The following is a 23,963-nucleotide window of genomic DNA, read 5'->3' on the forward strand; positions in this document are numbered from 1 at the left end:
ATGACGCTGCACGAGACGAAGTCCTCGCCGCTAAAGCAAGCCGCTTCGCCTGACGCGACCGGATGGCTGACGGCAAAACGCAAGCGGGCGCTAATCCCGTGGCTGTTTCTCGCCCCCGCGCTGATTATTTTTAGCTGGTTTAAGTTCATCCCGATGATTCAGGGCTTGGTGATGAGCTTCTACAAGGTCAACTTTAATCAGCCGAATGAGTGGGTGGGGTTTGCCAACTTCACCCGCGCCTTCGCCGACGTTGAACTGCATGCGGCAGTGGTCAACACGCTGCTGTACGTGGTGGTCACCATGTTCGCCGCTGCAATACTCGCGTTTTTCCTCGCCATGCTGCTGGAAGGCCCGGCGCGTCATCTGCGCTTTATCCGTACCGCCATCTTCTTACCGGCGGTCACCAGTGCGGCGATTGTCGCCGAAATGTGGCGCATCCTGTTCAACCCAACGCCAAATGGGGTGATGAACCATATCCTGAGCTGGTTTGGCATTGCGGATCAAGGGTTCCTCGCCAGCTCCGACCAGGCGCTGGGCGTCATTATGCTGCTGCACATCTGGAAAGCGGTGCCGTACAACATGGTTATCTTCATTGCCGGTCTGGCGGGAATCAGTCGTGACCTGTACGACGCCTCGAACGTGGACGGTGCGAACTGGTGGAACCGTCTGCGCTACGTCACGCTGCCTGGCATGATCCCCGCACTCTCGGTGGTGCTGATGCTCTCCTTTATTCGTGGTTTCCGCGTCTTTGCTGAAGTGTACGCCACCACTGGCGGTGGGCCGTCAAACTCCACGGAAATGGTCATGACCCACATCTATAAACTGGGTTTCGAGCAGTTTGATTATGGCTACGCCTCGGCGGTGTCGTTCCTGCTGTTCACCTTTACGGTGCTGTTAACCATCTGTCATCTGACGCTGAAAAAACGTATCGCACGTTACTAAGGAGCCGTGATGTTAAGTAAACGTTGGGATACCGCAGGGCGCTGGTGCATCTACGCGCTGCTGCTGATTGTCTTCGTCGGGCCGTTCTGGGGCATTGTTGCCACCGCCTTTAGCGGTGCGCCGGTGAAACCGGGTGAGCTGTTGGCCTGGCCAAATCAGTTCTCATTCGAGAATTTCATCTTTGCGTGGATGGATATTGGCGTCTGGCAGTATCTGCTAAACTCGATTCTGGTGGTGTTCTTCGGTACCGTGTTGCAGGTGTCGGTCAGTGCGCTGGCGGCCTATGCATTAGCGCGTAAGAAGTTTCGTGGCGTGGCGCTGGTCAGTCTGGTGATTCTCTCTACCATGATGCTGCCGGAAGAGGTTATCGCCATTCCGCTGTACATGATTATCAACTGGCGGCTGCCGTTTATCGATGCTTCGCTTTACAACAGCTACCTCGGGATGATTCTGCCAGTGGTGGGCTGGGCGTTCTCCATCTTCGTGCTGACCGAGTTTATGTCAGCCATTCCGAAAGAGCTGGAAGAGGCGGCGCGAATTGATGGTGCCAATGAATGGCAGATTTTCTTCCACGTCATTCTGCCGCTGGTGAAACCGGCGCTGGGCACGGTGGTGACCTTCGGCTTCATTATGATTTGGGATCAGTACCTGTTGCCGCTGATTGTGGTGAACCAGGACAGCCTGAACACCATTCCGGTGATCCTCGGTACGCTGCGTACCGATGAGAGCATCACGCCGAACATTTTTATCGCTATTACGTTACTGGCGATGCTGCCAAGCATCATCGTCTATCTGGGTCTGCAAAAACATTTCAATCGTGGGATTATGTCCGGCGCGGTCAAAGGATAAGGGGTTAGCGATGGGATCTGTTGTATTAAATAGCGTGCGCAAGTCATACGGTGATGCACACGTCATTAAAGATGTGTCGTTGACTATCCCGGACGGTGAATTCTGCGTCCTCGTCGGCCCCAGCGGCTGCGGGAAATCCACGCTGCTGCGTATGATTGCGGGTCTTGAGGAAATTTCCGGTGGCGAAGTACACATTAACGAACGCAATGTCACTGAGGTTGAGCCAAAGCTGCGCGATATTGCGATGGTGTTTCAGAGCTACGCGCTGTACCCGCAAATGACGGTGCGCGAGAATATGGGTTTTGCTCTGAAGATGGCGCGGCTGCCGAAGGCGGACATTAATCAGAAAGTTAATGAGGCGGCGGCCCTGCTGGGGCTGGAACCGTTGCTTGAGCGTCTGCCAAAAGATCTCTCCGGCGGCCAGCGTCAGCGCGTGGCGATGGGGCGTGCCATTGTGCGTAAGCCGCAGGTGTTCTTGTTTGATGAACCGTTATCGAATCTCGACGCCAAATTACGTACCCAGGTGCGTGGTGAAATACGCGAGCTGCATCGCCGGTTAAAAACCACCTCGGTTTATGTCACCCACGATCAGATTGAAGCGATGACCATGGGGCAGATGATCGTCGTGCTGCGCGATGGACGTATCGAGCAGGCGGGAACGCCGCTGGAGCTGTACGACCAACCCGCGAATCTATTTGTTGCAGGTTTTATTGGCTCGCCGGAAATCAACCAGCTACCGGGTGAGGTGGTATTGAGCGGTAACGCAACCAGTCTGCGCCTGAAAGACGGCTCGCTGCTGGCGCTGCCTGCTGGGTTACAGGTGAAAAATGGTCAGCAGGTGGTGTATGCCATTCGCCCTGAGCAGGTGAACGTGGTGCATGAAGCGCGCGATGACGCACTGGCAGCGAAAGTGACGGCGGTGGAGAATACCGGCTCGGATATGCAGCTGTTCTGCGACACCGGCGGTGGGGCGTTTACCTCGGTGTTCAAGCAGCGTCTGCCGGTCAAAGAGGGCGATAACATCTGGCTGCAACCGAAACTCTCCGGCGTGCATCTGTTTGACGCGCAAAGCGGCCTGCGCATCGCGTGTGTGGAGGAAAAATAAGGTGGCGATGAAGCTCTACACCCTGGATGAAAGCTGTCTGGAAAATGCGCGGGCGGGATTAAAGCAGCCATTTTCACCGTTGCAACTGGCGCTGAGTAAACTGGTTTCTGAGGCTGATGTCTTGAGGCGCGAACCGCCGGAAAGCGTGGTGCATAAAAAATTGCGCCCGGCGAGCGGCGATGCGCACGATTATTACAGTCTGGGCACCTACTGGTGGCCGAATCCGAGGCGGCCCAACGGGCTGCCCTATATTCGCCGCGACGGGCATATTAATCCGCAGTGCGAGAATAACGACACCGATACCTCGCGCATCATCCGCATGTGCGAGCGTTGCCTGACGCTGGGATTAGCATGGTATTTCACCGGGCAGCGGCAGTATGCGCTGGCTGCGGCGCAACAGATTCGCTGCTGGTTTCTCGATGCGGATACGCGAATGAACCCGCATCTGAACTACGGTCAGGCGATCCCGGGGATTGTCTCCGGTCGCGGCACCGGGCTTATCGACACGCGCCTGTTGTGGATGGTGGTCGATACCATCGGGCTGATTAATGCCGCAAGTGTACTGGATACTGACGATATTATCGGTCTGCACCAGTGGTTTCGCGATTTTAACCACTGGATGTACTACAGCGAAATCGGCCATTCCGAATACGTCTGGCACAACAACCACGGCACCTGGTACGACGCCCAGCGCACGGTTAACGCGCTGTTCTATGGCGATAAAGGGCTGGCGTCGTGCATTATCGAGCAGGGGATCACCCAGCGGATGGCGGCGCAAATCGACCAGGACGGCAAGCAGACGATGGAGCTTGAGCGCACCATTCCGTTCCACTACTCGCTGTTTAATCTGGAGGCGCATCTGCTGCTCAATCGCTACGCCGAGCACGTTGAATTTGACCGCTGGAATCATATTCGTGACGGGCGCGGGGTGAAACAGGGGATTGATTACCTGGTGCCGTTCATCCGCGAACCGGATCTGTGGCCGTACAGTGATTTGCAGGGGATAGTCTGGGATAGCGCGTTGCGGGTGTTGTTGCAGTCGGTGCGTGGCTATCCGAAACAGTCGGCGAGCTACCGTGATGTGCTGAAATGTGTGCCGCAGGAGACATTACAGCTAAAAGAACAGTTGATGTGGTGCCCGGGCTGATAACCCGGGGCATTGCCCTGAGGTATCCCCAGTAAATTTTTATAATTTAACGAATAAGCTAATGTATTGCTCTGAAAGGGAAACTCGCACTGTTCGGTTCCCTCGCCCCTTTGGGGAGAGGGAGCACTCCGTGCCTGACCTTATTTCTGGGGATGACCCGTCCTGAATAGCGTTGACACATTTAACTCGCACCTTGAGGAAAATGTGATGAACCAATACGTTAAACGCACGCAACGCGATTACCCTCTATCCTTTAAATTGGCCGTTGTCGATCAGGTCGAAAAAGGTGAAATGACTTACCGTCAGGCGCAAGACCACTACGGTATTCAAGGCAGCTCTACCGTCATGAAGTGGCTCCGCAAGTATGGCCTACTCGACTGGCTTTCCTCCTCTCCTGTCAGAAAGTGTGGAGTTAACATGCCAAAAATGCCCCTTACTCCCGAGCAACGAATCAAAGAACTCGAACAGCAACTCGCTGAATCACAAGTTAAAGCCCAGTTTTTTGAAGCTGTTGTGAAGGTCATGAACACGGGGTTCGGAGCCACACTGACAAAAAAGCAGTTGGCTACGTTATCACGCAAGCACAAACGCCGGGACTCACAGTAACGCGCGTTTGCCGGTTCATGGGAATTAGCCGACAGGCGTGGTATCAGTCTCTGCAGCGTGAGCGAGGGAGAGAATTACAGGCTCAAAATATTATCGAACGGGTGATGACAATCCGGCTGCAACAGCCCCGGTTGGGTACCCGTAAATTGCATTACCTGTTGCGACAGCAGGCAGAGCCAGGGATGCATCCTGGCCGTGATCGCCTGTTCCAGATACTGCGATGCTCGCGGTTACTGGTGATGCCTAAACGGGCCTACCATAAAACGACGAACAGTCATCATCACTTTTACCGTCATCCTAACTTATTGAAGTCAGGTGAAAATCAGGTTGTTGCTCGTCGGCCTGAACAGGTATGGGTGGCAGATATCACCTACCTGCCGCTGCATAAGGGAATGGCGTATGTCAGTCTGGTAACAGATGCCTGGTCGAGGAAAATAGTGGGATATCATGTGCATGAAAGCCTGCATACCCGGCATGTGGCCGCCGCGTTTAAAATGGCACTGTTGAGCAGACGCACGGCATCTGCTCTGATACATCACTCTGATCGGGGTATCCAGTACTGTTCAACAGAATATCAGGTGCTGCATGAACGTCACGGGGTGATCTACTCGATGACAGATGGATATGATTGTTATCAGAATGCGCTGGCGGAGCGGATAAACGGGATATTAAAAATGGAATATCTGCTCGTTAAGCCAGAGGATATCGTGCAGGCAAGAAAGATGGTCAGGGAGTCGGTAGAAATCTACAACACACAACGACCACATCTGTCATTAAAATACAAAACGCCCGATGAAGTTCATCAGGCGTTTTAAGGCTGAAAAGTGTCAACCTATATCAGGACTAGTCAGATACCTCAGGGCATTTCCGGCGGCGCTGTGCTTGGCCGGGCTACACAATCGGGCGTAGCCTGGGCGAGGCGCTTGCGCCGCAAATATTTATACCGCCGCGATAATCTTAATCTCAACTTTATACCGCGGGTTCATGAGCTTCGCCTGCACCGTGCAGCGCACCGGCGCGTGACCGGCAACCACCCACGCATCCCATGCTTTGTTCATGGCGGCGAAATCCTCTCCGTCCGGCAGAAAAATGGTGGCGTCGAGAATACGCGACTTGCTGCTGCCCTGTTTTTCCAGCACCGCATCAATCTGTGCCAGGGTATTGGCCGTTTGCTCAAACGCGTCGGCGTCCAGGTTTTCCGGTACGCCGGTGTAATACAGCGTGTTGTTATGAATCACCACATCAGACCAACGAGCCTCGGCATCAATACGTACAATTGTCATTTCATTTTCCTTTTAACATCACGTAAACGCGTTAAGACTGCCACATTGTCGGCGCGGCGTCACGACTTCGGCTGGCATAAGCGGGGTTCGCCTGACATAATCACTGGGAATTTTTCCAGGGGGTAACGTGACGGACGATTTTGCAGCAGACGGCCAGCTTGCGCAGGCGATAACCGGCTTTAAACCGCGTGAACCGCAGCGACAGATGGCGCACGCCGTCACAAAGGCGATTACCGACGGTCAACCATTGGTGGTGGAAGCCGGAACGGGGACGGGGAAAACCTACGCCTACCTGGCACCTGCGCTGCGCGCGGGCAAAAAAGTGATCATCTCAACCGGCTCTAAGGCATTGCAGGATCAGCTTTACAGCCGCGACTTGCCAACCGTCGCTAAGGCCTTAGCCTATACCGGAAAACTGGCGCTGCTCAAAGGGCGCTCGAACTATCTGTGTCTGGAACGCCTCGAGCAACAGGCACTGGCGGGCGGCGATCTGCCGGTGCAAACCCTCAGCGACGTGATTATGCTGCGTAGCTGGGCGAACCATACAACGGATGGCGACATCAGCACCTGTGCCAGCGTAGCGGAAGACTCCCAGGCGTGGCCGCTGGTGACCAGCACCAACGATAACTGTCTGGGCAGCGACTGCCCGCTGTATCAGGACTGTTTCGTGGTTAAAGCGCGTAAAAAGGCGATGGATTCTGACGTGGTGGTGGTCAACCATCACCTGTTCCTTGCTGATATGGTGGTTAAAGAGGGCGGATTTGGTGAACTGATCCCCGAGGCTGACGTGATGATCTTCGATGAAGCGCACCAGCTTCCGGATATTGCCAGTCAGTATTTTGGCCAGTCACTCTCCAGCCGCCAGCTTCTGGATTTGGCGAAAGACGTCACCATTGCTTACCGCACCGAAGTGAAAGATACCCAGCAGTTGCAAAAATGCGCCGACCGTCTGGCGCAGGCAACGCAAGATTTTCGCTTACAGGTCGGTGATCCGGGTTATCGCGGAAATCTGCGTGAGCTGCTGGCGGACAACAACGTCCAGCGCGCGCTGCTGCTGCTCGACGATGCGCTTGAACTTTGCTACGACGTAGCCAAACTCTCTCTGGGTCGCTCTGCGCTACTGGATGTTGCTTTCGAACGTGCCACCCTTTATCGCGCGCGTCTTAAACGTTTAAAAGAGATCAACACGCCGGGTTACAGCTACTGGTATGAATGCAACTCCCGCCACTTCACGCTGGCGCTGACGCCGCTGACGGTGGCGGATAAATTTAAAGAAGTAATGGCGGCAAAACCTGGAAGCTGGATCTTTACCTCCGCCACGCTATCGGTGAACGACGACCTTCATCACTTTACCGAACGGCTGGGCATTGAGTCGGCAGAGTCTATGCTGCTGCCAAGCCCGTTTGACTACGAGACGCAGGCGCTATTGTGCGTCCCACGCAACCTACCGTTGCCTAATCAGCCTGGTGCAGCGCGCCATCTAGCGGCGATGCTCCGCCCGCTGATTGAAGCCAACAACGGTCGCTGCTTTATGCTGTGCACCTCGCACGCGATGATGCGTGATCTGGCGGAACAATTCCGCGCTACCATGACGCTGCCCGTTCTGCTGCAAGGGGAAACCAGTAAAGGTCAACTGCTTCAGCAGTTTGTCAGTGCCGGTAACGCGCTGCTGGTGGCAACCAGTAGCTTCTGGGAAGGGGTCGACGTGCGCGGTGATGCGCTGTCATTAGTGATTATCGACAAGCTGCCGTTTACCTCACCGGACGATCCGCTGCTGAAAGCGCGAATGGAAGACTGCCGCCTGCGCGGTGGCGATCCGTTCGACGATGTGCAACTGCCGGATGCGGTGATAACCCTCAAGCAGGGCGTCGGGCGTTTAATTCGTGACGTGACCGATCGCGGTGTGCTGGTCATCTGCGACAACCGTCTGGTGATGCGTCCGTATGGCGCGACGTTCCTCGCCAGCCTGCCGCCTGCGCCGCGAACGCGTGACATTCGCCGTGCAGTACGTTTCCTGGCGGTGCCATCGGCGCGGTAATGTGTGTCGGAATGTGGTAAGATGCGCGCCATTTTATTGATCCGTAACTGCGAGAGCGCGACTAATCATGCGAATTCTGGCCATCGACACTGCCACGGAAGCCTGCTCGGCTGCCCTGTGGAATGACGGTAATACCTGTGCTCATTTCGAGCTTTGTCCTCGGGAACACACCCAACGTATCCTGCCTATCGTGCAGGATATCCTCACCGAAGGCGCCGTTAGCCTGACCGACCTCGACGCGCTGGCGTTCGGCCGTGGCCCGGGCAGCTTTACCGGCGTGCGTATCGGTATCGGTATTGCGCAGGGGCTGGCTCTAGGGGCTGAACTGCCGATGATCGGCGTGTCGACCCTTGCCACCATGGCGCAAGGCGCATGGCGTAAGCAGGGCGCGACGCGCGTTCTCGCCGCCATCGACGCGCGTATGGGTGAAGTTTACTGGGCGGAATACCAGCGCGATGCGCAGGGCGTCTGGCATGGCGAAGCCACTGAAGCGGTGATGAAACCAGAAGCGGTACAGCAGCGTCTTACTGAACTGGACGGTGAGTGGGCGATGGTCGGCACCGGTTGGGCCGCGTGGCCGGATATGGCACAGGGTGCCAGCGTCACTCTGACCGATGGCGACGTGACGTTGCCGGAAGCTGAAGATATGTTACCTATCGCCTGCCAACTGCTAGAACAAGGTAAAACGGTCGCCGTGGACAAAGCGGAACCGGTTTATTTGCGAAATGAGGTTGCGTGGAAGAAACTTCCTGGCCGTGAATGAATCTCAGTAGATAGATATAGAAATATTGAGAATAGGAGCAGCATCATGGCAGGTAAAAAGCTGATTGTTCGGGGTGCTATCGCCGGTCTTATCGCGCTCGCGTTAAGCGGCTGCGTCACCGTACCGGATGCCATTCAGGGCAGCAGCCCGACCCCGCAGCAGGATCTGGTGCGCGTGATGTCCGCGCCACAGCTGTATGTGGGACAGGAATCTCGTTTTGGCGGGACGGTGGTGGGCATTGAAAACCAGCAGGGTCGCACCCGTCTGGAGATCGCTACGGTACCGCTGGACAGCGGCGCACGTCCAACGCTGGGTGAAGCCTCGCGCGGGCGAATCTTTGCCGACATCAACGGCTTCCTCGATCCGGTTGACTTCCGTGGACAGCTGGTGACGGTTGTCGGCCCGATAGTCGGGACGCTGGAAGGTAAAGTGGGTACCACGAAGTACACCTTCTTGCACGTTCAGGCGACGGGCTATAAACGCTGGCATGTCGCCCAGCAGGTGGTGATGCCGCCGCAGCCTATCGACCCGTGGGGCTTTGGCCCTCGTCCTTGGGGTTACGGCTACGGTGGTTGGGGCTGGTATAACAGCGGCCCCGCAGAGGTCCGCAACGTCGTGATTGAATAAAATTTGTTGTTATACAGACAAAAAAGAAACAGCGGCTAGCCCGCTGTTTCTTCGTTGTAATGGATATAAAAAAAATAAAGAGTGACGTGCTTCGCAACCTGAATTTCGAGTATTTTTCAAACTGGTACGCTGAGTTAATATAATGTTAACGAAAGTTTATCATTTGGGGTTGTGATGACGACAAATACGTATTTTAGAGGTGATGCTTTGAAAAAGGTTTGGCTCAACCGTTATCCTGCTGATGTTCCGGCAGAGATCAATCCTGACCGTTATCAATCCCTGGTAGATCTGTTTGAACAGGCGAGTACGCGCTATGCGGATCAGCCTGGCTTCGTCAACATGGGCGAGGTGATGACTTTCCGTAAACTTGAAGAACGCAGCCGTGCCTTCGCTGCGTATCTCCAGCAAGGTCTCGGGTTAAAGCAGGGCGACCGCGTCGCGTTGATGATGCCAAACCTGCTGCAATACCCGGTAGCGCTGTTCGGAATTTTGCGTGCAGGCATGATCGTTGTTAACGTCAATCCGCTGTATACCCCCCGTGAATTAGAGCATCAGCTCAACGACAGCGGCGCGCAGGCGATTGTTATCGTGTCTAACTTTGCCCATACGCTGGAAAAAGTGGTCGAAAAGACGTCGGTGAAGCATGTGATCCTGACCCGCATGGGCGATCAGCTTTCCACCGCCAAGGGCACGTTGGTTAACTTCGTGGTGAAGTACATCAAACGACTGGTGCCGAAATACCATCTGCCAGATGCCATCTCTTTCCGTCGTGCGCTGCATTCAGGCTATCGCTTACAGTACGTGAAACCCGTGGTCAAAGCCGATGACATTGCCTTTCTGCAATATACCGGCGGTACCACGGGCGTTGCCAAAGGGGCGATGCTGACCCACCGCAATATGCTTGCCAACCTCGAGCAGGTAAAAGCGACCTACGGGCCGCTACTGCATGAAGGCAAAGAGGTGGTGATTACCGCGCTGCCGCTCTATCACATTTTCGCGCTGACCATGAACTGTCTGCTGTTTATCGAACTCGGCGGCAAAAATATTCTGATAACCAACCCGCGTGATATCCCGGGGCTGGTGAAGGAGCTTGCGAAATATCCGTTTACCGCGATGACCGGGGTCAACACCCTGTTTAATGCGCTTCTCAATAACAAAGATTTCCAGCAGCTCGATTTCTCTACCCTGCATCTTTCCGCGGGCGGCGGGATGCCGGTGAACCAGTCCGTTGCCGACCGATGGGTGAAACTGACCGGTCAGTATCTGCTTGAAGGCTATGGACTGACCGAATGCGCGCCACTGGTCAGCGTTAACCCGCATGATATCGACTACCACAGCGGCAGCATTGGTCTGCCGGTACCGTCAACCGATGTGAAGCTGGTGGATGATGACGATAACGAAGTGCCGACCGGTGAGCCGGGTGAGCTTTGCGTCAAGGGACCGCAGGTGATGGAAGGTTACTGGCAACGCCCGGATGCCACCGATGAAATTATCAAAGATGGCTGGCTGCATACCGGTGATATTGCGGTGATGGATGCCGAGGGTTTCTTGCGCATCGTCGATCGCAAAAAAGATATGATTTTGGTCTCCGGCTTCAACGTCTATCCTAATGAGATTGAAGACGTGGTCATGCAGCATTCCGGTGTACTGGAAGTGGCGGCTGTAGGCGTCCCGTCTGGTAACAGCGGTGAAGCGGTGAAGATTTTTGTAGTGAAAAAAGACGCGGCGCTAACCGAAGAGGCATTGATCACTTTCTGCCGTCGCCAGCTTACCGGCTACAAAGTGCCGAAACAGGTTGAATTCCGTGAAGAATTACCGAAGTCGAATGTCGGTAAAATTTTACGTCGAGAATTACGTGACGAAGCCCGCGCCAAAGTGGACAATAAGGCATAAGTCACGAGTCATGATGCCCGACGCCAGCTCAGCTGGCGTTTTTTTTGGCGCAATATAAGAGAGTACGATTTGAACTATCAGATGATCACCACCAACGACGCGCTCAGCACCCTGTGCGACGCGGTTCGTCAGACTAACGCTGTGGCGCTGGATACCGAATTTGTCCGTACCCGTACCTACTATCCGCAGTTGGGGCTGATTCAGCTGTTTGACGGCGAGCGCACGGCGCTGATTGATCCTCTGGGTATTACCGACTGGTCGCCGTTACAGGCGATTATGCAAGACCGAAATATCACCAAATTCCTGCACGCCGGAAGTGAAGATTTGGAAGTCTTTATGAATACCTTCGGCTCGATGCCGCAGCCGCTTATCGATACGCAGGTACTGGCAGCCTTCTGCGGACGTCCGATGTCGTGGGGCTTTGCCGCAATGGTGGCCGAGTTTACCGGCGTTGAGCTGGATAAAAGTGAATCTCGCACCGACTGGCTGGCGCGCCCGTTAACCGCGCGTCAGTGCGAATATGCGGCGGCCGACGTCTGGTATCTGCTGCCGATTGCCCACAAATTGATGATAGAGACCGAGCAGACAGGGCGTCTCGCCTGGGCGCTGGATGAATGCCAGCTAATGCAGCAGCGTCGCCAGGAAATTGTCGACCCGAGCGATGCGTGGCGTGATATCACCAACGCCAGCCAGCTCCGTCCCCGCCAACTGGCGTGTCTGCAACTGTTGGCCGACTGGCGCTTACGCAAGGCCCGTGACCGCGATATGGCCGTCAACTTTGTGGTGCGTGAAGAACACCTCTGGAGCGTCGCACGTTATATGCCCGGGAGCCTTGGCGAACTCGATGGCCTGGGGTTGTCAGGTAGCGAAATTCGCTTCCACGGTAAAACCTTGCTGAGTCTGGTGGAGAAAGCACAGGCGCTTCCTGAAGAGGCGTTACCTGAACCGTTACTGAACCTGATGGATATGCCGGGTTATCGTAAAGCGTTTAAAGAGATTAAAGCGCTGGTGCAAGAAGTCGGGCAGGAGAGCGGCATGAGTGCTGAAATGCTGGCCTCGCGTCGCCAGATTAATCAGCTGCTGAACTGGCACTGGCAGTTAAAACCACGCACGACCGCACCGGAAATGATTTCTGGCTGGCGCGGCGAGCTGCTGGCAGGGCGTCTGGATAAGCTGTTGGCAGAGTACCCGCGTTAAATCCCCGTATCCGTTGCCTTATCAGGCCTACGGGCGGACATAAAAAAGGCGCTAATATTAGCGCCTTTTCTCTACCACTAGACTCAGGATTTAGACTCTTCTGCTTCCGGTAGCGTGACGTTGAGTTCCAGAATCGAAATATCCCCGTCTTTTTGCTCTAACTGCACCGTGACCATCTCTGGGTCAATCTGTACATATCGACAGATTACTTCCAGGATGTCCTTCCTTAACTGCGGCAGATAGTGCGGTTCTGCATCACTGCGGCGGCGTTCCGCGACAATGATTTGCAGGCGTTCTTTAGCAATGTTGGCGGTAGCCTTTTTCCGTGAGAGAAAAAAGTCGAGTAATGCCATGAGTTATCCTCCGAACAGGCGTTTGAGGAAACCTTTCTTCTCTTCTTCAATGAAGCGGAAAGGACGTTCTTCTCCCAACAGACGATCTACAGTATCAGCGTAGGCTTTGCCCGCGTCAGACACTGCATCCAGGATAACCGGCTCGCCCTGGTTTGAGGCGCGCAGCACGGACTGATCTTCTGGAATCACGCCGACCAATTTAATGCGCAGAATTTCCAGCACATCTTCCATGCTCAGCATATCGCCTTTGTTGACGCGGCCAGGGTTATAGCGCGTTAACAATAGGTGTTCTTTAATGGGTTCTTCACCTTTTTCCGCACGGCGTGATTTTGACGCCAAAATACCCAAGATGCGGTCGGAGTCGCGGACAGATGAGACTTCCGGGTTTGTGGTGATAATGGCTTCATCGGCGAAATACAGCGCCATCAGTGCGCCAGTTTCGATCCCTGCGGGCGAATCGCAAACTACGAAGTCGAATTCCATCGTTTCCAGATCTGCGAGGACTTTCTCGACCCCTTCACGGGTCAGCGCATCTTTATCGCGAGTCTGAGAAGCGGGAAGGATAAAAAGATTTTCGGTGCGTTTATCTTTGATTAATGCCTGATTCAGCGTGGCATCACCCTGAATAACGTTAACGAAATCATAAACAACGCGACGTTCGCAACCCATGATCAGGTCAAGGTTACGCAGACCGATATCAAAATCAATAACGACCGTTTTCTTTCCCTTCTGCGCCAAACCAGTCGCGATGGCCGCGCTGGAGGTGGTTTTACCCACGCCCCCTTTACCTGAAGTCACAACAATAATGCGTGCCATAGAAATTCCTTGTTAAAAAGGGATTAATTTAACGGTTGAATAGTCAAAGCGGTTTCGTCTAAACACAGACGTGCCGCTTTGCCATAAAATTCGGCTGGTATTTGATCGCTCAGCCAATATTCCCCTGCGATAGAGACCAGCTCCGCCGCAAGGTGGGTACAAAATACTTGTGCTTCCCGGTCGCCGCTTGCACCCGCCAGAACGCGCCCACGCATCATGCCGTAGACATGAATGTTGCCATCAGCGATAAGTTCCGCGCCTGCGCTCACGTGGCTTGTAACAATCAGATCACAGTTTGGCGCATAAATGCGCTGACCGGAACGTACCGGCGTATCAATCATTCGCGTTTTTGTGATCGAACTAACAATTGGCTCAGGCTCGGCGGGCGGCGGTACTTCAATGGGCTGCACGCGAGCCACTTTTTCTTTACCTTCAGTCAGTAAAGGAAGGCCGGACTGATCGATTGCAGCCTTAAATTGGGGGTTCTTGCAGCCGCTAACGCCGACGATGCGTAAACCTGCAGCCATAATGGCCTGCTGGATTGCGCGCCATTGGGTGAATTCCTCAAGGCGGCTAACGTTAACCACCACGGGGGCATGACGGAAAAAAGCCGGAGCCTGGGCAACCTTGTCTTCCAACGCCTGACGAATAACCTCGGGTTTTGCATCATGCAAATGAACCACGGATAAGGTGAAGCTACTGCCTTTAAGTTCGATTGGCGTGTTTGACATCCTGGCCTTACTCAATTTGCTATTTACCACCGTACTGCGCACGATGATATTCCGAAGACTATCAGTCATGTTATAGTCACTAATATATTCAAGCAAGTCACCGCAGTCCTAATTCAGAGTAAAAGTATGTTTTGTGTGATTTATCGTAGTACTAAACGCGATCAAACCTATTTGTATGTCGAAAAAAGGGACGATTTCTCACGTGTGCCCGCTGAACTGATGCAAGGCTTCGGTCAACCGCAGCTGGCAATGGTGCTGCCAATGGACGGACGCAAGAAACCGGTCAATGCCGATTGGGAAAAAGTGAAAAAGGCGTTAGTAGAGCAGGGGTATTATTTACAGATCCCGCCACCGCCTGAAAATCTGTTAAAGCAGCATCTGGCCACCGCACAAAATAAAGGCGAGTAGCAAACTAACTTCCGGCCGATGCTTATCCATGGTTGAACAACGAGTAAGGGAAAAGCATGTATCAGCATTATAACTGGCAGGGTGCTTTGCTGGATTATCCGGTAAGCAAAGTTGTCTGTGTTGGCAGTAATTATGCAAAACACATCCAGGAAATGGGCAGCGCCACGCCGGAAGAACCTGTCCTGTTCATTAAGCCAGAAACGGCGCTGTGCGATTTGCGTCAGCCGCTGATCCTGCCGCAGGAGCTAGGCTCTGTGCACCATGAAGTGGAGCTGGCGGTGCTTATCGGCGCGACGCTACGGCAGGCTACGCCAGAACATGTACAGCAGGCTATTGCTGGCTATGGTGTGGCGCTTGACCTCACATTGCGTGATGTACAAGGCAAAATGAAAAAGGCCGGCCAGCCGTGGGAAAAAGCGAAGGGATTTGATAACTCATGTCCGATCTCCGGTTTTGTCCCCGTTTCCGCTTTTGAAGGCGACCCGCAAAATACCACGCTGAGCCTGACGGTAAATGGCGATATTCGTCAGCAGGGAACCACCGCGGATATGATCCACAAAATCGTCCCGCTGATAGCCTATATGAGCCGCTACTTTACGCTAAAACCGGGTGATGTTGTTCTAACCGGAACGCCAGAAGGCGTTGGCCCGCTCCATAGCGGCGATGAACTGAAAGTCGAGTTTAACGGTTTATCTCTCAACACCCGCGTGCTGTAACCCCTTCTTGCCGCCTTAATCGGGCGGCAAAACTTGCATCCCTGTGCCAGACTGGTTATAAGATGCAACCCGATTTTTGATGTGGACATCCTGATGAGCGAATTACCTTTCTGGCAAAGCAAAACCCTTGACGACATGACAGACGCCGAATGGGAGTCGCTGTGTGACGGCTGCGGACAGTGTTGCCTGCACAAGCTGATGGATGAAGACACCGATGAAATCTATTTCACCAATGTTGCCTGTAAACAGCTGAACATCAAAACCTGTCAGTGCCGTAACTACGAGCGCCGTTTTGAATATGAACCCGACTGCATCAAACTGACGCGTGACAACCTGCCAACCTTTGAATGGTTGCCGCACACTTGTGCCTACCGCTTGCTGGCGGAAGGACAGCCACTCCCCCAGTGGCATCCGCTGATTGCGGGTTCTAAAGCTGCAATGCACGGTGAGCGTATTTCCGTACGTCATATCGCGGTGAAAGAGTCTGAAGTGCATGACTGGCAGGATCACATCATGAATAAACCCGAATGGGCGGATTAAACCGTCAAAAAACCATCAGCGGTGGAAAATCAGCAGCGTCTAAATCATACTAAATCACTTAATTTGCTGGTGGAGTTCGTATGAATCAGGATTTCCAGGATATCAAGAATGAGTATGATAAATATGATCCCGAAACGGGTGAAGATATTGCTCAGGACATGTATAACGCGCTTGCAATAAGGCTGGCTGCCTATTTCTTTAACCAGGAAGATATCAATAAGCGACGGTTAATCATCAAGCTTGAAGAGGGTGAAAAAGAAGTGGGCACCCGTAAGAAGTACGATTGGCTAGAGGCGTTTATAAGGAACCAGCCGCAGGGGCATTAATGCGGGGAAGCTATGAGAAGTTTTGCCAGCCGCAAAGAACATGCAGCTGGCAGTAGAACACTATCAGCGGCCGAACAGGTCGCGTCTTTTCGGTTTGAACGGTTGGGCAATCAGCACCAGCAGCGCCACAATCAGGTAGGCAGCAAATACGCCGACCAGCCACTGCGGCATCTCCAGCGATAAGAATTCCCACTGACGCACTGCACAATCGCCAGATGCGACAAACACCTGCGGCAGCCATTTATCCAGCGGCAGCCAGCTTGGGAAGCGCGCCATAAAATCACAGGTCATAAACGGTGATGGGTGCAATTGGATCATGGTGTGTTCCCACGCCAATTGCAGACCGCGAAATGCGCTGTAGATCCAGATAACTATCGCGACGTAACGCAATGGACTTTTTGGTGCGACAGCGCCAACTAAACCCGCCCCCATAATTCCAAACAGCGCACAACGCTCATAAATACACAGTACGCATGGCTTTAACAGCATCACGTGCTGGAACCATAGTGCCACCAACTCAAGCGCAAAAGCGGTTAACGCCATTAATAACCAGGCACTGCGGCCACGTGAGCTCTGGTTTAAATATCGCAACATAATCATTATTTCCCTGGAACGAGCTTTGAAAACGCAGTGTAAACCAAAACGTTAGCTGTGCCATCTGGCTATACGTAATTATTCATAAATGGTTAATCAATGCCCGACAAAATTCGTCGGGCATGAAGAGATATAAAATTAGGGTTGTGTCATGGCGGGCAGCGACAGAAATCCATGGTTCATCAGCCAGTCAATGGACGGCTGTAGCGTGAACTCAACGCACAGCAGGCCAACCAGTGTGAGCACGATGGTGTAGGGCAGTGCCATCCACACCATTCGCCCATAGGAGAGGCGGATTAACGGTGCCAATGCAGAGGTCAGCAGGAACAGGAACGCGGCTTGGCCGTTAGGGGTGGCAACCGATGGGAGGTTCGTTCCGGTATTGATAGCGACCGCCAGTAGCTCGAATTGCGGCAGGCTAATCGCCCCGTTATCCAACGCTGTTTTGGCTTCATTGATATACACGGTGCCGACAAATACGTTATCCGATATCGATGACAGCACGCCGTTAAACAGATAGAACAGCGAACGTTGCGCATGCGGTGATGCCTGGAGAACGAAATCGATTATCGGAGCAAATAAATGTTGGTCGATAATCACCGCCACGACGGCGAAGAAGACCGTGAGAAGGGCGGTAAACGGTAGCGCTTCAGTGAAGGCTTTGCCGATGGCATGTTCGTCGGTCACGCCGGTTAACGACGTGGCAAAAATAATCACCGTCAGACCAATCAAGCCCACCTCTGCCAGATGCAGCGCGAGTGCGAGCACCAGCCAGACGCCAATGATCCCCTGCACGATCAGTCGTAGGGTCTCCTGACGCGAACGCTGCTTGCTGCTGCGTTGGTCAAAGTCATGGAGAATCTTACGTACCGGCTCGGGCAATTCAGCGCCGTAACCAAACACTTTGCATTTTTCCAACAGGAAACAGGTCAGGATCCCGCAGACAAAAACTGGCAGTGTAACCGGCGACATGCGCAGGAAGAACTCACCAAAATGCCAGCCCGCGACTTTAGCGATGATCAGGTTCTGTGGTTCGCCGACCATGGTCATCACGCCGCCAAGCGCAGTGCCCACGCCCGCATGCATCATCAGGCTGCGTAAAAAGGCACGGAACTGTTCGAGGACTTCGCGGTTGTGCTTGTCGATGTGGCTATCGTCAAGCAGATCGTCATCGTCAGAACGAGAAGTGACAACGCGATGGTAGATGCTGTAGAAACCGACCGCGACGCTGATAATGACCGCCACGACCGTCAGCGCATCAAGGAAGGCGGATAAGAAGGCGGCGGCAAGGCAAAAGGCTATCGACAACAGTCGCTTGCTGCGAATGTTAAGGAGCAGACGGGTAAAGATGAACAGCAGCAGCTGTTTCATAAAATAGATACCCGCGACCATAAAGATCAGCAATAACAACACTTCCAGATTCGCGGCAATCTCATCGCGGACGTGGTTGGCTGAAGTCATGCCGATAAATACCGATTCGATAGCCAGCAAGCCACCGGGGATCAGCGGATAACATTTTAGCGCCATGGCCAGGGTGAAAATGAACTCCACCACCAACAACCATCCGGCGACAAACGGGTTAATTAAAAAGACTAACGGATTGATGATTAAGAAAATAATCAGTAGCAGTTTGTACCAGTCTGGGGACTGACCAAGAAAGTTACGCCATAGGGCGCGACCGTAAGAGATTTCCATGACAATCGTCTTCCTCCTGAAAAGATGACATTTTTTACCATTTATTCGTGGTAACTGCCAGAAAACACCCAGGAAGGTTTATTTCCCATATAAAAAATAAATGTGAAAAATGAAACGGCGATCCCTATTTTATTAATCGCCCAGCTATCTGCTCAATGTTGCCTCTGGTATGATGAGTCCAATTGCAACGCTGTGTAATGGAATTTTTATTATGGTCATTAAGGCGCAAAGCCCAGCGGGTTTCGCTGAAGAGTATATTGTTGAGAGCATCTGGAATAACCGTTTTTCCCCTGGCTCAATTCTCCCTGCTGAACGTGAACTCTCTGAACTGATTGGCGTCACCCGCACCACCTTACGTGAGGTGTTGCAACGTCTGGCACGCGATGGTTGGTTAACCATTCAGCACGGCAAACCGACGAAAGTGAATAATTTCTGGGAAACCTCCGGGCTGAATATCCTGGAAACGCTGGCGCGTCTCGATCACGATAGCGTGCCGCAACTCATTGATAATTTGCTGTCCGTTCGCACTAATATCGCGACGATTTATATTCGTACCGCCTTCCGTCAGCATCCAGACAAAGCGCTGGAAGTCCTGGCGACGGCCCGCGAAGTGGAAGACTACGCCGACGCGTTTGCCGAACTGGATTACAGTATTTTCCGTGGCCTGGCATTTGCTTCCGGCAACCCGATCTACGGTCTGATTTTGAATGGCATGAAAGGGCTGTATACGCGACTGGGTCGCCATTACTTCTCAAGTCCTGAAGCACGCAGCCTGGCATTAGGTTTCTATCATCGTCTTGCGGAACTTTGTGAGCAGGGTGACCATGACAAAGTGTATGAGACGGTGCGCCGCTATGGTCATGACAGCGGTGAGATTTGGCACGGTATGCAGAAAAATCTGCCAAGCGACCTGGCAATTCACGGACGTTAATACCCTTGCAGCCCGGCCGTACAAACGCGACGCCGGGAAGGGCACCGAGCTAACCCGGCGTCGGCGTAAACGCCTCGTCCGGGCTACCAACTGGTGTAGGCCGGATAAGGCGAAGCCGCCATCCGGCAATGTGCCAGATGGCGTTACGCTAACATTCTGCAGCAAAAATCAAAGCGCGTTTGGCCTCGGCGGGCAGCGCTCCAGTAGCTCAACGCTACCATCCGCATTCTGCTGTTCCAGATGCACATCAAATCCCCACAGACGATGCACATGCTTAAGCACCTCCCGGCGTCCCTTATCCAGCGGTGCGCGATTGTGCGGGACATAGCGCAGCGTTAACGAACGGTCACCACGCAGATCGACATTCCACACCTGAATATTAGGCTCCAGATTACTCAAGTTGTACTGTGAAGAAAGCTGCGCCCGAATCTCCCGATACCCCTCTTCATTATGAATGGCCGAAATTTCCAGATAGTTATGCTGATCATCATCAAGCACGGTAAACAAACGGAAATCACGCATAATTTTCGGTGACAGGAACTGGCTGATAAAGCTCTCGTCTTTAAAATCACGCATGGCGAAGTGTAGGGTGGTCAGCCAATCGGAACCGGCAATATCCGGGAACCAGTATTTATCCTCTTCCGTCGGATTCTGACAAATGCGCTTAATATCCTGGAACATGGCAAATCCGAGCGCATACGGGTTAATCCCGCTGTACCAGGGGCTGTTATAAGGTGGCTGGAACACCACGTTAGTGTGGCTATGCAGGAACTCCAGCATAAAGCGTTCGGTCACTTTACCTTCATCGTACAGATGGTTGAGGATGGTGTAGTGCCAGAAGGTTGCCCAACCCTCGTTCATCACCTGCGTCTGTTTCTGCGGATAAAAATACTGGCTAACTTTGCGCACGATACGCAGGATCTCACGCTGCCATGGCTCCAGCAGCGGCGCATTCTTCTCCATAAAGTACAGCAGGTTTTCCTGCGGCTCTGAAGGATAACGGCGAGCAGACTCGACGGCTTTCTCTTCGTCACGTTTTGGCAACGTACGCCACAGCGTGTTGACCTGACTTTGCAGATACTCTTCACGGCTTTTCTGCCGCGCTTTCTCCTCTTGCAACGAGATCTTCTGTGGACGTTTATAACGGTCGACGCCGTAGTTCATCAGCGCATGGCAGGAGTCGAGCAGTCGTTCCACTTCATCCACGCCGTAGCGCTCCTCGCACTCGGTAATGTATTTACGCGCAAACAGCAGATAGTCGACGATGGAGCTGGCATCGGTCCAGCTGCGGAACAGATAGTTGTTTTTAAAAAACGAGTTATGACCATAGCACGCATGCGCAATAACCAGCGCTTGCATAGTAATGGTGTTCTCTTCCATCAGGTAGGCGATGCACGGATTGGAGTTGATGACTATCTCGTAAGCCAGCCCCTGTTGCCCGTGCTTGTATTGACGCTCGGTCTCAATAAATTTTTTGCCAAATGACCAGTGCGGATAGTTAATCGGCATCCCGACGCTGGAATAGGCATCCATCATCTGCTCAGAAGTAATGACTTCGATTTGATGCGGGTAGGTGTCGAGTCGGTACAGCTTTGCCACCCGGTCAATTTCTGCCAGGTAGGTTTCCAGTAGCGAAAACGTCCAGTCGGGTCCATCGCTCAGACGAGTCGTGTCCTGATTCATCGAGTCAATCGTAGCCATTAGCGCGCCCTCATTGTTGGCGACCCTCTCTGTGCGGAGAGCCTCAAATAAAGAATAGAACACCGCAGAAAAACTGTAACAACCGGCATTTTTTTTCTTCATGATTTATTCATCTTACGGATGATTATTTGCCGCGTTTGCAGAATTTTATGCTGACAAAAAATATCGGACAGCAGGAGATATCAATTTCCATCCTTCCCCGCCAAATGGGCGCTCTGTGACGCCAGTCACCATAAAAAAAGCGTATGTTGAATAATATTTTCATCTAGGTTATCAATTTGTAATTAGATGATTGTTCTTTTACTGATTCTGGAGTGGCTATGCACGTTGTCATACTGGGAAGTGGCGTAGTGGGCGTGACCAGCGCCTGGTATTTAAGTCAGGCAGGGCATCAGGTAACGGTGATTGACCGTGAAGCGGGGCCAGCACTCGAAACCAGCGCGGCTAACGCCGGTCAAATTTCGCCGGGCTACGCCGCGCCATGGGCGGCACCGGGCGTGCCGTTAAAAGCGATTAAATGGATGTTCCAGCGTCATGCGCCGTTGGCAATACGTTTGGATGGCACCGGTTTTCAGCTGAAATGGATGTGGCAGATGCTGCGAAACTGCGACACTCGCCACTATATGGAGAACAAAGGACGCATGGTACGTCTGGCAGAATACAGCCGTGACTGCCTGAAAACTCTGCGTGACACGACCGGGATCAGCTATGAAGGTCGCCAGGGCGGCACCTTGCAGCTTTTCCGCACTGCGCAACAATATGAGAATGCCACCCGTGATATCGCCGTGCTGCAAGATGCTGGCGTTCCGTATCAACTGCTGGAAGCTTCACGCCTTGCCGAAGTGGAACCTGCGCTGGCCGATGTCGCCCACAAGCTGACCGGCGGGCTGCGTCTACCCAACGATGAAACCGGTGACTGCCAACTCTTTACCCAGCGACTGGCAAAAATGGCCGAGCAGGCGGGCGTGCAGTTCCGCTTCAATACTCCGGTCGATAGCTTGATTGAAGACGGTGGACGTATCGTTGGCGTCAAATGTGGTGATGAACTGGTGAAAGCCGATGCCTATGTGATGGCCTTCGGATCCTATTCAACGTCGATGCTTAAAGGGCTGGTGGACATTCCAGTTTACCCGTTAAAAGGCTACTCGCTGACCATTCCGATAATCGAAGAGAGCGGTGCGCCGGTCTCAACTATCCTCGACGAAACCTACAAAATCGCCATTACCCGCTTTGATAATCGCATTCGCGTAGGCGGTATGGCGGAAATCGTTGGCTTCAATACGGAATTACTACAGCCTCGCCGGGAAACGCTGGAGATGGTGGTGGGCGATTTGTTCCCACGCGGTGGCAAGATTACGGATGCTACATTCTGGACCGGGCTACGACCAATGACGCCTGACGGCACGCCGGTCGTCGGCAAGACGGCGTTTAAAAATCTCTGGCTCAATACCGGGCATGGCACGCTGGGTTGGACGATGTCTTGCGGCTCCGGTCAACTTCTTAGCGACCTGATGTCTGGCAGAACGCCTGCTATCCCCTATGATGATCTTAGCGTTGCTCGCTATTCTCCGGGATTCACCCGGCGCGCGCGCAGCATTTGCATGGCGCACACCAATAAGGAGAAGGCATGTCACGTCCCGTGCTCGCCAGCCTTGATCTGCAGGCGTTACGTAATAATTTAGCGATTGTTCGACGGGCGGCAGGTAGCGCCCGAATTTGGTCAGTGGTCAAGGCGAATGCCTATGGTCATGGGTTAGATAGGGTCTGGAATGCACTGAGAGAAACCGATGGCTTCGCGATGCTCAATCTGGAAGAGGCTATCTTACTGCGTGAACGCGGCTGGAAAGGGCCGATTCTGCTGCTTGAAGGGTTCTTCCATGCGGATGAACTGGAGCTATTTGATAAGTACCGCTTGACCACCAGTATCCACAGTAACTGGCAGCTTAAAGTGCTGCAAAATGCGCGGGTGCATGCGCCGATAGACGTGTATGTCAAAGTGAACAGCGGGATGAACCGCCTGGGATTCTCGCCGGACAAGGTGAGCAGCGTTTGGCAGCAACTTCGCGCAATGAGTAACGTCGGCTCAATGACCCTGATGTCGCATTTTGCGCAGGCAGAAAACGCCGATGGCGTTGATGCCCCAATGAAGCAAATAGAATTCGCAGCAGAAGGCCTGGATTGCCCGCGTTCTCTGGCAAACTCGGCCGCCACGTTATGGCACCCGGAAACCCATTTTGACTGGGTGCGCCCGGGGATTGTGCTGTACGGTGCATCGCCATCAGGTCAGTGGCAGGATATTGCCAACAGTGGCCTGAAGCCGGTAATGACGCTAAGCAGCGAGATTATCGGTATTCAAAATCTAAAACCGGGTGATGCGGTAGGCTACGGCAGCCGTTATCGGGCCACGCAAGAGCAGCGTATTGGCATCGTCGCCTGCGGCTATGCTGATGGTTATCCACGCATTGCCGCCAACGGCACGCCGGTGCTGGTCGACGGTATTCGGACAGGAACCGTCGGGGCTATTTCGATGGATATGCTGGCCGTTGATTTAACGCCATGCCCGCAAGCCGGTATTGGTACGCCGGTTGAGCTGTGGGGTAAGGAGATTAAGATTGATGAGGTAGCCGCGAGCGCCGGAACGGTAGGGTATGAATTGATGTGCGCCGTTGCGCCCCGCGTACCGGTTGTGACGGTGTAACGTA

The 23,963-nt window shown here is 53.4% G+C and carries 23 protein-coding genes and 1 pseudogene; 17 read left to right on the plus strand and 7 right to left on the minus strand.

The window, feature by feature from the left end; translation table 11 throughout:
* From U0026_RS10305 to U0026_RS10325, 5 genes are all read left to right on the plus strand, one after another.
* Nucleotides 1-942 (plus strand): carbohydrate ABC transporter permease, encoded by a 942-nt coding sequence (locus U0026_RS10305; protein WP_082806315.1) that lies wholly within the window; start codon nucleotides 1-3, stop codon nucleotides 940-942.
* A gap of 9 nt (nucleotides 943-951) precedes the next feature.
* Nucleotides 952-1,791 (plus strand): carbohydrate ABC transporter permease, encoded by an 840-nt coding sequence (locus U0026_RS10310; protein WP_004121979.1) that lies wholly within the window; start codon nucleotides 952-954, stop codon nucleotides 1,789-1,791.
* 10 nt (nucleotides 1,792-1,801) lie between these two features.
* Nucleotides 1,802-2,896, plus strand: coding sequence for an ABC transporter ATP-binding protein (locus U0026_RS10315; RefSeq protein ID WP_062776221.1), 1,095 nt, complete (start codon nucleotides 1,802-1,804; stop codon nucleotides 2,894-2,896).
* 7 nt (nucleotides 2,897-2,903) lie between these two features.
* Entirely contained in the window at nucleotides 2,904-4,043 is a 1,140-nt protein-coding gene (locus U0026_RS10320) for an alginate lyase family protein (RefSeq protein ID WP_062776298.1), read from the plus strand.
* Nucleotides 4,044-4,250: 207 nt separating this feature from the next.
* A protein-coding gene (locus tag U0026_RS10325) for an IS3 family transposase (protein WP_126440720.1) occupies nucleotides 4,251-5,464 on the plus strand; the annotation gives its coding sequence in 2 pieces (ribosomal slippage) (nucleotides 4,251-4,593 and nucleotides 4,593-5,464; 1,215 coding nt in all).
* Nucleotides 5,465-5,587: 123 nt separating this feature from the next.
* Here the strand turns inward: U0026_RS10325 and U0026_RS10330 are convergent.
* Nucleotides 5,588-5,932: a RidA family protein gene (locus tag U0026_RS10330; protein ID WP_062776224.1), complete on the minus strand. Its 345-nt coding sequence runs from the start codon at nucleotides 5,930-5,932 to the stop codon at nucleotides 5,588-5,590.
* A gap of 127 nt (nucleotides 5,933-6,059) precedes the next feature.
* Between U0026_RS10330 and U0026_RS10335 the strand changes: the two genes are divergently transcribed.
* The 5 genes from U0026_RS10335 (at nucleotide 6,060) to rnd (ending at nucleotide 12,450) form a co-directional block, all read left to right on the plus strand.
* Nucleotides 6,060-7,970 (plus strand): ATP-dependent DNA helicase, encoded by a 1,911-nt coding sequence (locus tag U0026_RS10335; protein ID WP_062776225.1) that lies wholly within the window; start codon nucleotides 6,060-6,062, stop codon nucleotides 7,968-7,970.
* Nucleotides 7,971-8,037: 67 nt separating this feature from the next.
* A complete protein-coding gene (gene tsaB / locus U0026_RS10340; RefSeq protein ID WP_062776226.1) occupies nucleotides 8,038-8,733 on the plus strand; it encodes a tRNA (adenosine(37)-N6)-threonylcarbamoyltransferase complex dimerization subunit type 1 TsaB in 696 nt (231 codons plus the stop codon).
* A gap of 45 nt (nucleotides 8,734-8,778) precedes the next feature.
* Nucleotides 8,779-9,360: a Slp/YeaY family lipoprotein gene (locus tag U0026_RS10345; protein ID WP_062776228.1), complete on the plus strand. Its 582-nt coding sequence runs from the start codon at nucleotides 8,779-8,781 to the stop codon at nucleotides 9,358-9,360.
* 207 nt (nucleotides 9,361-9,567) lie between these two features.
* The gene (gene fadD / locus U0026_RS10350) at nucleotides 9,568-11,253 is read left to right on the plus strand and encodes a long-chain-fatty-acid--CoA ligase FadD (RefSeq protein WP_062776230.1); all 1,686 of its coding nucleotides are present in this window, start codon (nucleotides 9,568-9,570) and stop codon (nucleotides 11,251-11,253) included.
* Nucleotides 11,254-11,334: 81 nt separating this feature from the next.
* Nucleotides 11,335-12,450, plus strand: coding sequence for a ribonuclease D (rnd, locus tag U0026_RS10355; protein WP_062776300.1), 1,116 nt, complete (start codon nucleotides 11,335-11,337; stop codon nucleotides 12,448-12,450).
* Between the two features lie 83 nt (nucleotides 12,451-12,533).
* Here rnd and minE read toward each other — a convergent pair whose 3' ends face one another.
* From minE to minC, 3 genes are read right to left on the minus strand one after another with little or no spacing between them, the layout of a single operon-like run.
* Nucleotides 12,534-12,803, minus strand: a complete 270-nt coding sequence (gene minE / locus U0026_RS10360) for a cell division topological specificity factor MinE (RefSeq protein ID WP_062776232.1) — start codon at nucleotides 12,801-12,803, stop codon at nucleotides 12,534-12,536.
* Nucleotides 12,804-12,806: 3 nt separating this feature from the next.
* The gene (gene minD / locus U0026_RS10365; protein WP_062776234.1) at nucleotides 12,807-13,619 is read right to left on the minus strand and encodes a septum site-determining protein MinD; all 813 of its coding nucleotides are present in this window, start codon (nucleotides 13,617-13,619) and stop codon (nucleotides 12,807-12,809) included.
* Between the two features lie 23 nt (nucleotides 13,620-13,642).
* A complete protein-coding gene (minC, locus tag U0026_RS10370) occupies nucleotides 13,643-14,350 on the minus strand; it encodes a septum site-determining protein MinC (RefSeq protein WP_062776236.1) in 708 nt (235 codons plus the stop codon).
* A gap of 126 nt (nucleotides 14,351-14,476) precedes the next feature.
* Here minC and U0026_RS10375 point away from each other — a divergent pair, with 126 nt between their 5' ends.
* The 4 genes from U0026_RS10375 to U0026_RS10390 all read left to right on the plus strand — a co-directional run bounded on the left by U0026_RS10375 (nucleotide 14,477) and on the right by U0026_RS10390 (nucleotide 16,340).
* Complete coding sequence (locus U0026_RS10375; protein WP_062776237.1) at nucleotides 14,477-14,758, plus strand: YcgL domain-containing protein; 282 nt, start codon at nucleotides 14,477-14,479, stop codon at nucleotides 14,756-14,758.
* A gap of 56 nt (nucleotides 14,759-14,814) precedes the next feature.
* Nucleotides 14,815-15,474: a fumarylacetoacetate hydrolase family protein gene (locus tag U0026_RS10380; protein WP_062776239.1), complete on the plus strand. Its 660-nt coding sequence runs from the start codon at nucleotides 14,815-14,817 to the stop codon at nucleotides 15,472-15,474.
* 93 nt (nucleotides 15,475-15,567) lie between these two features.
* Nucleotides 15,568-16,014: a YcgN family cysteine cluster protein gene (locus U0026_RS10385; RefSeq protein ID WP_062776240.1), complete on the plus strand. Its 447-nt coding sequence runs from the start codon at nucleotides 15,568-15,570 to the stop codon at nucleotides 16,012-16,014.
* 80 nt (nucleotides 16,015-16,094) lie between these two features.
* On the plus strand, nucleotides 16,095-16,340 hold the full coding sequence (locus U0026_RS10390; RefSeq protein WP_062776241.1) for a hypothetical protein: 246 nt from the start codon (nucleotides 16,095-16,097) through the stop codon (nucleotides 16,338-16,340).
* A gap of 63 nt (nucleotides 16,341-16,403) precedes the next feature.
* Here U0026_RS10390 and dsbB read toward each other — a convergent pair whose 3' ends face one another.
* Nucleotides 16,404-16,934, minus strand: a complete 531-nt coding sequence (gene dsbB / locus U0026_RS10395) for a disulfide bond formation protein DsbB (protein ID WP_062776302.1) — start codon at nucleotides 16,932-16,934, stop codon at nucleotides 16,404-16,406.
* Between the two features lie 138 nt (nucleotides 16,935-17,072).
* Nucleotides 17,073-18,629 (minus strand): Na(+)/H(+) antiporter NhaB, encoded by a 1,557-nt coding sequence (nhaB, locus tag U0026_RS10400; RefSeq protein WP_062776243.1) that lies wholly within the window; start codon nucleotides 18,627-18,629, stop codon nucleotides 17,073-17,075.
* A 211-nt stretch (nucleotides 18,630-18,840) separates the two neighbouring features.
* Between nhaB and fadR the strand changes: the two genes are divergently transcribed.
* The gene (fadR, locus tag U0026_RS10405; RefSeq protein WP_062776245.1) at nucleotides 18,841-19,560 is read left to right on the plus strand and encodes a fatty acid metabolism transcriptional regulator FadR; all 720 of its coding nucleotides are present in this window, start codon (nucleotides 18,841-18,843) and stop codon (nucleotides 19,558-19,560) included.
* A gap of 168 nt (nucleotides 19,561-19,728) precedes the next feature.
* On the opposite strand, the gene U0026_RS10410 is transcribed toward fadR, so the two are convergent.
* Nucleotides 19,729-21,261, minus strand: coding sequence for a SpoVR family protein (locus tag U0026_RS10410; protein WP_062776303.1), 1,533 nt, complete (start codon nucleotides 21,259-21,261; stop codon nucleotides 19,729-19,731).
* Nucleotides 21,262-21,581: 320 nt separating this feature from the next.
* On the opposite strand from U0026_RS10410, the pseudogene U0026_RS10415 reads away from it, so the two are divergent.
* Nucleotides 21,582-22,879: pseudogene (locus tag U0026_RS10415) on the plus strand (D-amino acid dehydrogenase).
* A 9-nt stretch (nucleotides 22,880-22,888) separates the two neighbouring features.
* A complete protein-coding gene (gene dadX, locus U0026_RS10420; protein WP_062776248.1) occupies nucleotides 22,889-23,959 on the plus strand; it encodes a catabolic alanine racemase DadX in 1,071 nt (356 codons plus the stop codon).
* Nucleotides 23,960-23,963 lie beyond the last annotated feature (4 nt).

This window comes from Kluyvera intermedia (genome assembly GCF_034424175.1).
Taxonomy (GTDB): domain Bacteria; phylum Pseudomonadota; class Gammaproteobacteria; order Enterobacterales; family Enterobacteriaceae; genus Kluyvera; species Kluyvera intermedia.

Bases quoted from the DNA above. Each gene is read 5' to 3' on its own strand.
- U0026_RS10390 (WP_062776241.1), top strand. From the start codon at position 16,095: ATGAATCAGGATTTCCAGGATATCAAGAATGAGTATGATAAATATGAT.
- U0026_RS10375 (WP_062776237.1), top strand. From the start codon at position 14,477: ATGTTTTGTGTGATTTATCGTAGTACTAAACGCGATCAAACCTATTTG.
- dadX (WP_062776248.1), top strand. From the start codon at position 22,889: ATGTCACGTCCCGTGCTCGCCAGCCTTGATCTGCAGGCGTTACGTAAT.
- U0026_RS10385 (WP_062776240.1), top strand. From the start codon at position 15,568: ATGAGCGAATTACCTTTCTGGCAAAGCAAAACCCTTGACGACATGACA.
- tsaB (WP_062776226.1), top strand. From the start codon at position 8,038: ATGCGAATTCTGGCCATCGACACTGCCACGGAAGCCTGCTCGGCTGCC.
- U0026_RS10320 (WP_062776298.1), top strand. From the start codon at position 2,904: ATGAAGCTCTACACCCTGGATGAAAGCTGTCTGGAAAATGCGCGGGCG.
- U0026_RS10380 (WP_062776239.1), top strand. From the start codon at position 14,815: ATGTATCAGCATTATAACTGGCAGGGTGCTTTGCTGGATTATCCGGTA.
- U0026_RS10345 (WP_062776228.1), top strand. From the start codon at position 8,779: ATGGCAGGTAAAAAGCTGATTGTTCGGGGTGCTATCGCCGGTCTTATC.
- rnd (WP_062776300.1), top strand. From the start codon at position 11,335: ATGATCACCACCAACGACGCGCTCAGCACCCTGTGCGACGCGGTTCGT.
- U0026_RS10305 (WP_082806315.1), top strand. From the start codon at position 1: ATGACGCTGCACGAGACGAAGTCCTCGCCGCTAAAGCAAGCCGCTTCG.
- U0026_RS10315 (WP_062776221.1), top strand. From the start codon at position 1,802: ATGGGATCTGTTGTATTAAATAGCGTGCGCAAGTCATACGGTGATGCA.
- U0026_RS10330 (WP_062776224.1), bottom strand. From the start codon at position 5,932: ATGACAATTGTACGTATTGATGCCGAGGCTCGTTGGTCTGATGTGGTG.
- nhaB (WP_062776243.1), bottom strand. From the start codon at position 18,629: ATGGAAATCTCTTACGGTCGCGCCCTATGGCGTAACTTTCTTGGTCAG.
- U0026_RS10410 (WP_062776303.1), bottom strand. From the start codon at position 21,261: ATGGCTACGATTGACTCGATGAATCAGGACACGACTCGTCTGAGCGAT.
- minC (WP_062776236.1), bottom strand. From the start codon at position 14,350: ATGTCAAACACGCCAATCGAACTTAAAGGCAGTAGCTTCACCTTATCC.
- U0026_RS10310 (WP_004121979.1), top strand. From the start codon at position 952: ATGTTAAGTAAACGTTGGGATACCGCAGGGCGCTGGTGCATCTACGCG.
- minE (WP_062776232.1), bottom strand. From the start codon at position 12,803: ATGGCATTACTCGACTTTTTTCTCTCACGGAAAAAGGCTACCGCCAAC.
- fadR (WP_062776245.1), top strand. From the start codon at position 18,841: ATGGTCATTAAGGCGCAAAGCCCAGCGGGTTTCGCTGAAGAGTATATT.
- minD (WP_062776234.1), bottom strand. From the start codon at position 13,619: ATGGCACGCATTATTGTTGTGACTTCAGGTAAAGGGGGCGTGGGTAAA.
- dsbB (WP_062776302.1), bottom strand. From the start codon at position 16,934: ATGTTGCGATATTTAAACCAGAGCTCACGTGGCCGCAGTGCCTGGTTA.